Annotated in this window: 12 protein-coding genes; 10 read left to right on the top strand and 2 right to left on the bottom strand. The window is 73.1% G+C overall.

What is annotated here, in order from left to right; translation table 11 throughout:
* Nucleotides 1-309 precede the first annotated feature (309 nt).
* From FMEAI12_RS10430 to FMEAI12_RS10415, 4 genes are all read left to right on the top strand, one after another.
* Complete coding sequence (locus FMEAI12_RS10430; RefSeq protein ID WP_112105848.1) at nt 310-1,317, top strand: ATP-binding cassette domain-containing protein; 1,008 nt, start codon at nt 310-312, stop codon at nt 1,315-1,317.
* Complete coding sequence (locus tag FMEAI12_RS10425; protein ID WP_235013870.1) at nt 1,314-2,210, top strand: ABC transporter permease; 897 nt, start codon at nt 1,314-1,316, stop codon at nt 2,208-2,210. The genes FMEAI12_RS10430 and FMEAI12_RS10425 overlap by 4 nt, the downstream gene beginning before the upstream one ends.
* A 346-nt stretch (nt 2,211-2,556) precedes the next feature.
* Entirely contained in the window at nt 2,557-3,150 is a 594-nt protein-coding gene (locus FMEAI12_RS10420) for an NUDIX hydrolase (protein WP_235013869.1), read from the top strand.
* Nucleotides 3,151-3,419: 269 nt separating this feature from the next.
* Nucleotides 3,420-3,707, top strand: a complete 288-nt coding sequence (locus FMEAI12_RS10415; RefSeq protein WP_018503211.1) for a hypothetical protein — start codon at nt 3,420-3,422, stop codon at nt 3,705-3,707.
* 739 nt (nt 3,708-4,446) lie between these two features.
* On the opposite strand, the gene FMEAI12_RS10405 is transcribed toward FMEAI12_RS10415, so the two are convergent.
* On the bottom strand, nt 4,447-5,421 hold the full coding sequence (locus FMEAI12_RS10405) for a YafY family protein (RefSeq protein ID WP_200835245.1): 975 nt from the start codon (nt 5,419-5,421) through the stop codon (nt 4,447-4,449).
* 79 nt (nt 5,422-5,500) lie between these two features.
* Here FMEAI12_RS10405 and FMEAI12_RS10400 point away from each other — a divergent pair, with 79 nt between their 5' ends.
* From FMEAI12_RS10400 to FMEAI12_RS10375, 6 genes are all read left to right on the top strand, one after another.
* A complete protein-coding gene (locus FMEAI12_RS10400; protein WP_200835244.1) occupies nt 5,501-6,088 on the top strand; it encodes a pyridoxamine 5'-phosphate oxidase family protein in 588 nt (195 codons plus the stop codon).
* A gap of 145 nt (nt 6,089-6,233) precedes the next feature.
* Nucleotides 6,234-7,427: a thiolase family protein gene (locus FMEAI12_RS10395; RefSeq protein ID WP_112105845.1), complete on the top strand. Its 1,194-nt coding sequence runs from the start codon at nt 6,234-6,236 to the stop codon at nt 7,425-7,427.
* 76 nt (nt 7,428-7,503) lie between these two features.
* A complete protein-coding gene (locus tag FMEAI12_RS10390; protein WP_071065603.1) occupies nt 7,504-8,613 on the top strand; it encodes a CaiB/BaiF CoA-transferase family protein in 1,110 nt (369 codons plus the stop codon).
* Nucleotides 8,586-9,338 carry a TetR/AcrR family transcriptional regulator gene (locus tag FMEAI12_RS10385; RefSeq protein WP_112105844.1) on the top strand — a complete coding sequence of 251 codons (753 nt, stop codon included), beginning with the start codon at nt 8,586-8,588 and terminating at the stop codon, nt 9,336-9,338. The genes FMEAI12_RS10390 and FMEAI12_RS10385 overlap by 28 nt, the downstream gene beginning before the upstream one ends.
* Before the next feature lie 20 nt (nt 9,339-9,358).
* Nucleotides 9,359-10,135, top strand: a complete 777-nt coding sequence (locus tag FMEAI12_RS10380; RefSeq protein ID WP_112105843.1) for a sulfite exporter TauE/SafE family protein — start codon at nt 9,359-9,361, stop codon at nt 10,133-10,135.
* Between the two features lie 167 nt (nt 10,136-10,302).
* A complete protein-coding gene (locus tag FMEAI12_RS10375; RefSeq protein WP_020459561.1) occupies nt 10,303-10,515 on the top strand; it encodes a hypothetical protein in 213 nt (70 codons plus the stop codon).
* Nucleotides 10,516-10,684: 169 nt separating this feature from the next.
* On the opposite strand, the gene FMEAI12_RS10370 is transcribed toward FMEAI12_RS10375, so the two are convergent.
* Nucleotides 10,685-11,383, bottom strand: a complete 699-nt coding sequence (locus FMEAI12_RS10370) for a DUF4232 domain-containing protein (RefSeq protein WP_235013868.1) — start codon at nt 11,381-11,383, stop codon at nt 10,685-10,687.
* Nucleotides 11,384-11,810: the final 427 nt, after the last annotated feature.

The raw sequence follows: 11,810 nt of genomic DNA, 5'->3' as shown, positions 1-11,810 counted from the left end.
ATCAGCGCGCCGCCAGCCCCGATCGCTCGCCTCCGGGACGGCCGGACGGACCGGGCCCGGGCGTCCCGTCCCAGGTGGGCGCGCTGCCGACCGGGCCACGACCAGCACGGAGACGGATACCGCACAGGCTCACCGCGTGGGGCCTTTCGGCACCCCCGGCGGCGGCCGAGCCGAACTGTCGGAGGTCGCGCCTACCGTGCTCAGCAAGTTGGCCGGTGGCCGCCTGGCACCCGCCCGTCGCTCGGCGGCTGCGGCTGCGGCTGCGGCTGCAGCTGCAGCTGCAGCCAGACAACACGTTCCGGAGGCGTGATGAACACACATTCCCCGCCCGCCGTCGAGGCCGTGGGCCTGGTGAAGACCTTCGGCGGCACCCGCGCCGTCGACGGGCTCGACCTGCACGTCGCGGCCGGCAGCGTCTACGGGGTGCTCGGGCCGAACGGTGCCGGCAAGACGACGACGATCCGCATGCTCGCCACCCTGCTGCGCCCGGATGCCGGCTACGCGCGGGTCCTGGGCCACGACGTTGTCACCGACGCGGCGGCGGTGCGCAGCCGGGTCTGCCTGACCGGCCAGTACGCGTCCGTGGACGAGGATCTCACCGGCACCGAGAACCTCATCCTGCTGGCCCGCCTGCTCGGCCACGACCGGTCCGCCGCGCGGGCGCGCGCCGCGGCACTCGTCGAGGCCTTCGGTCTGACCGAGGCAGCGGGGCGCATGGCCAAGACCTACTCGGGCGGGATGCGCCGCCGGCTGGACATCGCCGCGAGCCTCGTCGTCACCCCCGACCTGATGTTCCTCGACGAGCCGACCACCGGCCTCGACCCGCGCAGCCGTGCCCAGGTGTGGGACATCGTCCGGGCGCTGGTCGCCGGTGGCACGACCGTCATCCTCACCACCCAGTACCTGGACGAGGCCGACCAGCTCGCCGACCGGATCGCGGTGATCGACCACGGAAGAGTGATCGCCGAGGGCACTCCGGGCGAGCTGAAGTCCTCGGTCGGCTCGGGCACCCTCCACGTGCGCGTCCGCCTGCCCGAGCAGCGGGCGGACGCCGAGCGCCTGCTCACCGGCGCACTGGGCGTCCCCGTCCGGTACGAGTCGGACCAGGTGGCGCTCTCCGCCCGGGTCTCGGACGGCGAGCCCGTGGCGGAGGCGCTGGCGGGGCTGAACCGCGCGGGCATCGAGCTGACCGAGTTCGCGCTCGGCCAGCCGAGCCTGGACGAGGTCTTCCTCGCCCTCACCGGCCATCCGGCCGATGACGGCGCGCCCACCCCCACCGAGACCACCACCGACATGAACGGAGCGAGGGTCGCATGACCGCCGCCGAGACGACCACCGCCGGAACAGGCGCCACGGGCACGGGCTCCGGTGCGGGCACAAGGCCGCCGGCGGCCGGGGCGGCCGTGCCGCCGGATCTGCGCGCGGTGCTCGCGACCGGTGCCCGCCCGGCGCGGCCCACCCCGCTGGCGGCCTCGCTCACCTTCGGCTGGCGGGCCCTGCTGAAGATCAGACATGTGCCCGAGCAGCTCTTCGACGTGACCGTCTTCCCGATCATGTTGACCCTGATGTTCACCTATCTGTTCGGCGGCGCGCTCGCCGGGTCGACGCAGGAGTACGTGCAGTTCCTGCTGCCCGGAATCCTCGTCCAGGCGATCGTGATGATCACGGTCTACACCGGGGTGACCGTCAACACCGACATCACCAAGGGCGTCTTCGACCGGTTGCGGTCACTGCCGATCTGGCAGCCGTCCGCACTCGTCGGAGCGCTGCTGGGCGACGTGTTCCGCTATTCGATCGCCGCCGTCCTCATCCTCGCACTGGGGCTGGCGATCGGTTTCCGGCCGGAGGGGGGCGCGCTCGGCGTCCTGGCCGCGGTGGCCGTCGTCATCGCCTTCTCGTTCAGCCTCACCTGGGTGTGGACGGTGCTGGCGATGGTGCTGCGCACCCCGAACTCGGTGATGGGCGTGAGCATGATGATTCTTTTTCCACTGACCTTCGTCAGCAACATCTTCGTGCGGCAGGAGACGCTGCCCGGGTGGCTCCAGGCCTTCGTCGACGTCAACCCGATCACCCATACGACGAACGCCTCCCGCGGGCTGATGCACGGCGTCGCCACGGCTGAGCAGCTCGGATGGGTCGCGCTGTCGTGCGCGCTTCTGCTCACCGTGTTCGGCCCCCTGACGATGCGGATGTACCGCGGCCGGAGTTGACCGGCTCCCGAGACGGCCTGATCAGCCCGGACGAAGGTGCCCGGACGCACGTGCAGTGGCCCCTTGCATCGGTTTCTGCATCCGCGGTCTTGCAACTGCACGTTCAGACCTCGATGATCTGTTCTCAGCCTGAAGTGCTGGAAACCGAGCGAGATCGTCCGTGGAGGCAGTGTTGACCCTTGATCAGGCCGCCGTTCACGGGGCAGCCGCCACGGCTGAAGGACGACCGGCGGCGAGGGCCCGACATGTACGCCACTCGCGGGGCCGGCACGGTACGCGCCGGTAGTTGGCCTTGTATCCGTCGCGTTCTCTCTGTCTCCCGGTCGACCTACACCTGATCATCGTCATGGACGACGCGGTGCTCCTCACCACCCGTGGCACCAGAACCGCCCGTGACACCAGGACCACCCGCGATGCCAGGACCGCGCGTGACGCCACGACGGCCCGTGACACCACGCCCCGGCAGCCGCGGTCGTCGGCGGGCGCACGCCGGCCGGAGCCACCGGCGCTGGTGTGGTACCTGCCCGGCGCGCCGCTACGACTGGGCGAACCCGCACGGGAGACGGCCGTGCGCCTGGCCGCGGAGATCGCCGGCCTCCGGGCCGACGAGGCGGAGCTGACCCTCGCCCATGCCGCGCACCACCGGCTCGCCGGCGAGGAGCGGGTGTCCCTGTACTTCACCGCGCACTGCTGGGACGATGCCGTCGGCCCGGGCGCGGCCGGGGCCGCGCAGGCGGGCGAGTCCGGCGAGGGCGCGCCGGAGGCGATCCAGACCTGCTGGCGGCCGCTGGGCGAGCTCCAGATCGACCTGGACCCGCTCGACCGCACCGCGCTCGTCCACTGGCGGCGCGGCGAACGGTACTCCGAACCCGGGTGGCATCCTGTCCGACCGCCGACGCCCGGGGGGCTCTCGCCCCTCGACGCGCTGCGCGCCCGCTGACCCCCACGACGCGCGCCGCGGGCACGGCGGCGGGCCCGCGGCGACCCTCTCGACACCACACACTATTTGGATTCATACGGATACGAAGAGTAATATTCTTGGCAGACTCGCCCGTTGGTAGCCCCCCGCATGGTTGCCCGGCCGACGAAATCGTTACGGTCGATCCCGCATATGCGGCCCGGAGTACTGGGCAAGCGTAAAGAATCGGCTCGACGGCGACGGGCCGCGCGAAGTGCGGATTCGTCCGCAAACACGAGGGGGGGTGGCTCTTGGCCGGCCGCGACATCGACTACGACCGTCCGACGCTCATCGGATGCGGTCGCTGCGATGTGCGTTGGACGGCGCTGACCGCGGCGCACTGCCCGACCTGCCACGAGACCTTCGTCGGGTACGCCGGCTTCGACGCGCACCGCGACAGCGGACGATGCCTGGCCCCCGGCGAGGCCGGCTTGCGCTCCGACGGCGGCTACTGGCGCAGGGAGGACGAGCGATCCCCGGGCCGACTTGTCACGATCCCGCGCCAGGTCACGACCGACACGGTCGCCCGTCCCGCGTGACCCTCGCAGGTGCTGGCGACGCTGGTGCCAGCCGCCCGGCAGCCGCCGCCGACCCCCAGCGCCGAACCTTCGGACGTCGGTTCTCGGCACTCACCGGCCGGGTTTCCTGCCGATCCCTGCCCACAAGAGGTGATTCCCCACCGGTTGCGCAGGACGATCAGTCATAAGCCAGGATTCGGCGCGGGTAAGGCCCGACACCGCATTACGTGCCGCACCCGCAGTTCGACAGAAGAATCACGCAGCGTGGAACGCGGGCGGCCCGAGCCCGCGCAGTGGGGAACGAGCGGCCCGGTCAGGAACCGAAGCCGGGCAGGAGGAGCTGCTCCTCCAGCGGCGCCCGGCCGGCCACCGCCGCGGACACCGCCGTAACGGCACGTGTCGGACCACGGCGGATGACCGCCGCACGCCCACCCCGCACCCCATTCGTCCCACGCACCCCACGTGCCTCCGCCGGCGCCCACCGAGAGGAGGCCGGTGAGGCGGCCGGCGCGGCGGCACCGGCGATGCCGTACCGGCGGGCCAGGTCCCGGACCAGGGCGAAGATCCGCTCGCTGTAGGCCCGCGGCGCGTGGGAGCCCCCGCCGTAGAGGGATCGGTACAGCGGGAGGAGGTCGGGGTGATGCTCCCCGAGCCAGCCGAGGTACCACTCCCGCGCCCCGGGCCGCAGGTGCAGCGCGGGCGAGCAGCGCGGCGCGGCCGGCCAGCGCGGGCGCGGAGCGGGGCCGGTGCGGCGGGCGGCTCAGCCGGACTTCGGAGCGCCGTTGTTCGCCGCCGCCTGCTGTGCCGTCCGCGCGAGGGCCTCGCGCAGGGAGTCGGGGGCGAGTACCCGCACGTGCGGGCCGAATGCCCAGAGCTGGCTCTCGGCGACATCGGGGCCCTCGAACCAGACCTCCACCTCCCGCCAGCCATCCGCGTCGGGCTCGCCGGCCGTGGCCAGCGCCCGCTGGCCGGCCAGCGGGCCGAGCACTCCGGGCAGGCTCCGCAGGCCTCGCGGGGACAGCGACAGCCGCGCCGGCCAGCGCAGCAGCGAGCGCGCGAAGTCCTCGTTCGACGACGCCCACCACCGCGCCAGGTGGAAGTCGGCGGGCCGGGTGAAGCGGCCCTCCGGCCCGCTTCGGACCGCAGCCTCGATGATCCGGCCGATCCGGTAGCTGCGGACGGCGGACCCGCCGCGGGCCACGAGATACCAGACACCGGCCTTGAGAACGAGGCCCAGCGGCTCGAGAGAACGCTCCACCGTCCGGTCGGGCCGCCCGTAACGGACGGTGATCCGCTGCCCGGACCAGACCGCGCCCGCGACGACCGCGAGGTGCGGCACGGGCTCCTCGGAGCCGAACCAGCCCGGCGCGTCGAGGTGGAAGCGTTCCCGGACCCGGCCCGCCCGTGCCCGCAACTCCGGCGGCAGCGTCGCGAGGATCTTGGTCTGCGCGGCCGCGGCGACCGTCTCGAGGCCGAGGCCGCCGAGCACGTCCCCGCCCGCCCCGGCGAGGAGCAGCGCGGACGCCTCGTCGCCGGTCAGCCCGTCCAGGTTCGTCCGCCAGCCCTCGACGAGACGGATCCCGCCGTGCGGGCCGGGCTCAGACCACAGTGGGACACCCGCTTCGGCGAGCGCGGCCACGTCCCGGCGCACGGTACGGACGGACACCTCGAACTGGGCGGCGAGCTCCCCCGCCGTGGCCCGGCCGTGCGCCTGCAGATGGAGCAGCAGAGCCATCAGCCGGCTGGAGCGCATTGACCGAAGGTAACCGCGGACCCGGACAGAAGATGTCAGGGTCCGCGGCGACGATGGGCCCATGACGACGGACACGAGCACAACCACGAAGCCGAGCACGAGCACGACGACGGAGCGGCCGGCCGGCCCGGGAACGGACGCGGCGGGCGTGAGCTGGGGCGAGGTGGAGGCCACCGAGCCCGAGTTCACCCGGACGGTACGCGAGCGGTTCGGAACCTTCCGTCATCATGTGCTGGCGACACTGCGGGCCGACGGCTCGCCCCGGGTCAGCGGGCTCGAGGCCGAGTTCCGCCTGGGCGAGCTGTGGCTGGGCGGGATGCCGGGCGCGCGCAAGTCGGACGACCTGCTCCGCGACCAGCGGTTCGCGCTGCACGCGAACCCCGGCCCCGGAACCGACATGCACGGCGGGGACGTCCGGATCGCCGGCCGGGCCGAGTGGGTGGACGATCCGGACACGCGTCGGCGCTTCGTCGAGGAGGTTGATCCGCCGACCCCGTTCGACCTGTTCCGCGTACGGATCACCGAGATCGTCCGTATCTGGATGGACGACCAGGAGATGGTCATCGAGACCTGGCGGCCCGACGGCCGCGGCCTGCGGGTGCTGCGCCGGGGCAACGACACTCCGGTCCGCGAGCAGTCCGGCCCGTGAGCGGTGACGACGCCGCGCACCCCACGTGGTCGGCGGCCCGCTGGCGTACTCCTTGACCCTGGAGACGGGGCGCTCGTAACGTCCGAGAAGTCCCACTGAGCGAGCGCTAGAGAAGCATCGTGCCGGCGGCCGGTGAGGGAGTCCCATGGAGAACGCAGTCATCGTCGACGTCGTGCGCACCCCCTCAGGGCGGGGCAAGCCGGGCGGCGCGCTGTCCGAGACCCACCCCGTGGAGCTTCTCGCCACGACGCTGAAGGCGCTGACCAGCCGGAACGACTTCGACCCGGCGCTCATCGACGACGTCATCGCCGGGTGCGTCGGCCAGGCCGGTGAGCAGTCGGCGAACATCGGCCGCAGTGCGGTGCTCTCCGCCGGCTACCCCGAGTCGGTGCCGGCGACCACCGTCGACCGGCAGTGCGGCTCCAGCCAGCAGGCGCTGCACTTCGCCGCGCAGGGCGTGATGGCCGGCGCCTACGACGTCGTGGTGGCCTGCGGCGTCGAGTCGATGAGCCGGATCCCGATGCGCTTCGCGGCGGCGGGGAAGGACCCGCGCGGGCCGGGCATGATCGCCCGCTACCCCGAGGGCCTGGCCAACCAGGGCATCGGCGCCGAGCTGATCGCCGCCCGCTGGAAGCTGACCCGCGAGGAGCTCGACGAGTTCTCCGCGCTGTCGCACCAGCGGGCCGCGGCGACGGCCGAGGCCGGCGGCTTCGACAACGAGATCGTCCCCGTCGATGCGCTCGCGCCGGACGGCAGCACGTTCACGCACACCGTCGACCAGACCGTCCGGCCGACCACCACGGCCGAGGGTCTCGCGGCCCTCAAGCCGTCCTTCTACACCGAGCAGTTCGCGCAGCGGTTCCCGGAGATCGGCTGGCACATCACCCCGGGCAACTCCTCCCCGCTGACCGACGGCGCGTCCGCCGCTCTGATCATGAGCGAGTCGAAGGCCGTCGAGCTCGGGCTGCGCCCGCGGGCCCGCTTCCACGCCTTCGCCCTCGCCGGTAGCGAGCCGCTGATCATGCTGACCGGCCCGGCCCCGGCCACCCGCAAGATCCTCGCCCGGTCCGGCCTGCGGATCGACGACATCGACGCCTACGAGGTCAACGAGGCGTTCGCGTCCGTCCCGCTGTTCTGGGCGAAGGAGTTCGACGCCGACCCGGCCAGGCTCAACCCGCGCGGTGGTGCGATCGCGCTGGGCCACCCGCTGGGCGGCTCGGGCGTCCGCCTGATGGCGACGATGGTCAACTACCTGGAGGCCACCGGCGGGCGCTACGGCCTGCAGACCATGTGTGAGGGTGGCGGCATGGCCAACGCCACCATCATCGAACGCCTCTGACAACGCTGACACTGGCGTCGGTGTCGGCGTCGGCCGTCCCGCAGCAGGCATCTCCGCAGGCATCTCTGGAGGAAGCGTGACCGGTCCGCTGAGCGGATTGCGGGTCGTCGAGCTCGCCGGCATCGGCCCCGGCCCGCACGGCGCGATGATCCTCGCCGACCTCGGCGCGGACGTCGTGCGGATCCAACGTCCCGAGCTGGACGACGGGCCCGACGACCTCCAGCTGCGCGGCCGGCGCATCGTCCGGGTGGACCTGCGCTCCGCCGACGGACGGGAGCAGGTGCTGGGCCTGGTCGAGCGGGCCGACGTGCTCATCGAGGGCTATCGGCCGGGCGTGACCGAGCGGCTCGGCCTCGGCCCGGCGGACTGCCAGGCCCGCAACCCCCGCCTGGTCTACGCGCGGATGACCGGGTGGGGGCAGACCGGCCCGCTGGCCAACCGCGCCGGTCACGACATCAACTACATCTCGCTGACCGGTGCGCTGCATGCCATGGGCGAGGCCGGGCAGCGCCCGCCGGTGCCGCTGAACCTCGTCGGGGACTACGGCGGCGGCTCGATGTTCCTGCTGGTGGGGATCCTCTCCGCGCTGCTGGAACGCGAGCGGTCCGGCGAGGGCCAGGTGATCGACGCGGCGATCGTGGACGGCACCAACGTCCTGGTGCAGATGATGTGGGCCTGGCGTGGCATGGGCGACTGGCACGGGTTCGGGGACTGGTCCGATGAGCGCGGGGTGAACCTGCTCGACGGCAGCCGGCCGTTCTACGACACCTACACCTGCGCCGACGGCCGTTTCGTGGCCGTCGGGCCGCTGGAGCCGCAGTTCTACGCCCGGCTGCTGGAGGTGCTCGGTCTCGCCGACGCGGGCCTGCCCGACCAGTTCGACCCGACCGGGTGGCCGGTGCTGCGGGACGCCTTCACCAAGGCCTTCGCCGCCCGCACCCGCGACGAGTGGACGGAGATCTTCACGGACACCGACGCCTGCGTCACGCCGGTGCTGAGCTTCGCCGAGGTGCAGGACCACCCGCACATGGCCGACCGCGGCGCCGTCGTGCACACCGACGGGATGGCCCAGGCGGCACCCGCGCCGCGCTTCTCGCGCAGCGCCACCGCGCTACCGGGCCGCGCGGTCGTCGGCGACCCGGCAGCGATCCTGGACGAATGGGCGAAGCCACCGTCAGCGGGCTGAACCGGGCCGGGCCGGACGCAGCCGGGGGGCGGGGCGCGGGGGCGCGTCCCGAGCTCGCCGAGGCCGCGCCGGCCCGCGGAAGTACCCGCAAGCTGGTCCCGCCGGGGCGGGAGCATGCCGGCGGATCGCCGGTGGACTGGCGCAGTTACGACCCGCCGGACCTGCACCCCATCCTCGCCGGCGCGCTGGCCGCCTTCTACGAGCACGGCTACCACGGGACCACCGTGCGCGACATCGCCCGCCGGGCCGGGGTGACCGTCCCCGCGCTGTACTACCACTACGCGAACAAGCAGGGCATCCTCGTCGCGCTCCTCGAGATCACCGTCACCGAGGTCAACGAGCGGGCCGGCGCGGCCGTCGCCGAGGCCGACGACGGGCCGGTGCCCAGGTTCGCGCGGCTCATCGAGGCCGTCGTCCTGTTCATGTCGAACCGGTTCGCCCTCGCCTACCTGGACACCGAGCTGCGCTACCTGGAGCCGGTGAACCGCCGCCGGTACGCGACGCTGCGCAAGAAGCTCGAGAGCCTGCTCGTCGAGATCCTCGCGGACGGGAAGGCGACCGGTCAGATGACGGTCGACAGCCCCCGGGACACCGCCCGCGCGCTGCTGGGGATGTGCCAGGCCATCGCCGGCTGGTACAACCCGGCCGGCGAGCTGTCCCCCACGCAGATCGCCACCCGCTATGTCGGCATCGCGCTGCAGACCGTGGGTGCGGTGCCGCGCTGACCGGGGCCGACGTCGCGCTGTTGCTCGGGGCCGGTGTCCTCGCCGGGATCACCAGCACGGTGGCGGGCCTGGCGTCGCTCGTCTCCTATCCGGCGCTGCTCGCGGTGGGACTCGAGCCGCAGGCCGCGAACATGACGAACTCTGCCGCGCTCATCTGCGTCGCGCTGGGCGCTGCCGCGGGTTCACGTCCCGAGCTCGCCGGGCAGGCGCGGCGGGTCGCCCGCTACGGCGCGGCGACGCTGGCGGGCGGGGCTGCCGGGGCGATCCTGCTGCTGACCACCCCCGCGCGGGCCTTCGAGCTCGTCGTGCCCTGGCTGATCCTCGGCGCGGCCGTGCTCCTCCTGCTCTCGCCGCGCATCATGAGCGCGGCCGGCGGCGGTGCCGGCATGGCCGTGGGTGCCGGCGTGGATGGCGGTGCCGGCGGCCCGGCCCGGGGCGAGCGCCCGGCAATGCTGCTCGCCGTGTTCGGTGTCGCGGTCTACACCGGTTACTTCGGCGCGGGCGCGGGCGTCGCGCTGCTGGCGATCATGGCGATCGCGATCCCGGAGTCGCTCGCCCGGGTCAACGCTGTGAAGAACGTCGCGTCAGGCTTCTCGAACGCGGTGGCCGCCGTCCTCTTCGCCGCGCTCGGATCGGTCGTGTGGGGAGCCGCCGTGCCGCTGGCCGCCGGGCTGCTGGTCGGCGGAGCGATCGGGCCCCGGATCGTCCGGGTCCTGCCGGCGCCGCTGATGCGCTGGATCGTCGCCGCGGCCGCGACCGGACTCGCCGTCTCCCTGGCACTCGACGCCTACACCTGAACGCACAGGCCGGACGTGCGACCCGGTTCACCCGGAACCGCCCATCACGCGAATGCGCGACGGAACTGCCCCAGGTGACGTCAACCGGGACATGAGGATTAGAGCGGACGCGACCGGGTATTCGCCAGCGCAACGGACAACCAGCCCCACCGAAGAAGGAGCCCCCGATGGCAACCCGGGTCCGCACCCGTGCCTACAGCAGCGTGAGTCTCGGATTTCTCGTCTACCTGGCCATCGGCCTCATCATCACCATCAGCCAGGACTACTGGGACGTGACCGACTGGGACGGCGCGACGCTGCGTCATTTCTTCACCGCGGCGGTGGCGACGCTCGCCTGGCCGCTGTCCATCTTCTACACCTTCGGCCTGACCCCGCGGTGATTCCGGGAGTCCGGGCGGCACGAGGCCGCCCGCGGCTCCGCGGACGTTCGACCCAGGGCCGTGGGAGGTCCGCGGGGTCACCACGAGCAGAGTGGTGACCCCGCGGACGTCGCCGTCGCCGCACCCGCGCGCACCCGATCGCAGGCCGGACCGGTGGCCGGGCACGACGTCAGGTGGACGGGTGAGCCCCGGTGAGCGTGTGGTCGGGGATCGGGTTGTCAGGGATCGGGTCGCCGGGGAACGGCCGGAGCGCTGTGACGCGCAGTGCGGCCCACTCCCCCGCGGAGAACCCGCCGGCCTCGGTGAACCCGGCGACCTTGAGCACACCGTCCCCGCCAGGCGGGATGACCGACATGCCGGTGGCCTCCGCCCCGGCCGACCGGCCCGCCACGAGACCCGCGCTGGTCCCGCTGAGGCCCGCGGCGGCCCGCTGCCCTGGCCAAAGGATCACTGACGGGCCACGCGGCCCGTCGGCCACCGCCGGCGCCCCCACGGCGGCGCCGGTCGCATCCACCTGGAAGACCGCCGGATACCCGGCGAGGGCGCATGCCCTGTTGCCCTGGTTGGCCAGCACGAGGTCCGCGTGCACCTGGCCCGCGCCGCCCTGCGCGCCGGTCAGCTCCGCGAGCAGATCCCCCGGTGAGCAGGCCTCGATCGGCCCGGCATCGGCGGGCCCGGTGTCGGCCGGCACGGCTTCGACCGGGCGGGCCGCAGCCACGGCCAGCGCCGCGGCAGGAGCGCCGAGCCCGACGGCGAGGCCGACCGCGAGCCCGGTGACGAGCACACCGGTGACCGCGCACCCGGAAGTGACCCGACGACATTCGACCAGTCTCGACGACATCGCGGCACGGACAGGCCGATCCGACACGGAGCATTCCTTTTCCGGTCCGTATTCCGACACCGCGGCGAATCCGGCCTTCTCAGCGAATCCCCCGGTCTCGGAGAATCCTCCGGTCGCAGCGAATTCCGTCGCCTCGGGAAATCCGGTGGGCCGGGCCGGGAGAACCGCCCGGAGCCGTCGAGGGGTGATCCCCGCCCGGCACATCACCAAACGGCCGTGGGTGGATGAAGAAAGACGCATGACGCCCTCCCGGATCCCCCGATCTGTGGGCTCCGCACCGGCATGCCGCCGCGTGCCGATCATGTTCCCCGCCGGAGGCCGCGCCACACCCGTCCGGTGGGGTCCCGGCCGCGCCGCGCCGGGGCGGAACCGTCCGAACCGGGCTTCGCTGCCCCCGAAGGTGGGCCCGGTCGCGGCCGACGGGCGGCCGTCGCCGGACTGCCCACCCGCCCGC

Origin of the sequence: Parafrankia sp. Ea1.12 (assembly GCF_900465275.1) — a bacterium.
Taxonomy (GTDB): domain Bacteria; phylum Actinomycetota; class Actinomycetes; order Frankiales; family Frankiaceae; genus Parafrankia; species Parafrankia soli.
This window is presented reverse-complemented; position numbering and strand designations above follow the sequence as displayed.

Coding starts and splice junctions, on each gene's coding strand:
- FMEAI12_RS10375 (WP_020459561.1), top strand. CDS start 10,303: ATGGCAACCCGGGTCCGCACCCGTGCCTACAGCAGCGTGAGTCTCGGA.
- FMEAI12_RS10395 (WP_112105845.1), top strand. CDS start 6,234: ATGGAGAACGCAGTCATCGTCGACGTCGTGCGCACCCCCTCAGGGCGG.
- FMEAI12_RS10400 (WP_200835244.1), top strand. CDS start 5,501: ATGACGACGGACACGAGCACAACCACGAAGCCGAGCACGAGCACGACG.
- FMEAI12_RS10385 (WP_112105844.1), top strand. CDS start 8,586: ATGGGCGAAGCCACCGTCAGCGGGCTGAACCGGGCCGGGCCGGACGCA.
- FMEAI12_RS10405 (WP_200835245.1), bottom strand. CDS start 5,421: ATGGCTCTGCTGCTCCATCTGCAGGCGCACGGCCGGGCCACGGCGGGG.
- FMEAI12_RS10420 (WP_235013869.1), top strand. CDS start 2,557: ATGGACGACGCGGTGCTCCTCACCACCCGTGGCACCAGAACCGCCCGT.
- FMEAI12_RS10425 (WP_235013870.1), top strand. CDS start 1,314: ATGACCGCCGCCGAGACGACCACCGCCGGAACAGGCGCCACGGGCACG.
- FMEAI12_RS10430 (WP_112105848.1), top strand. CDS start 310: ATGAACACACATTCCCCGCCCGCCGTCGAGGCCGTGGGCCTGGTGAAG.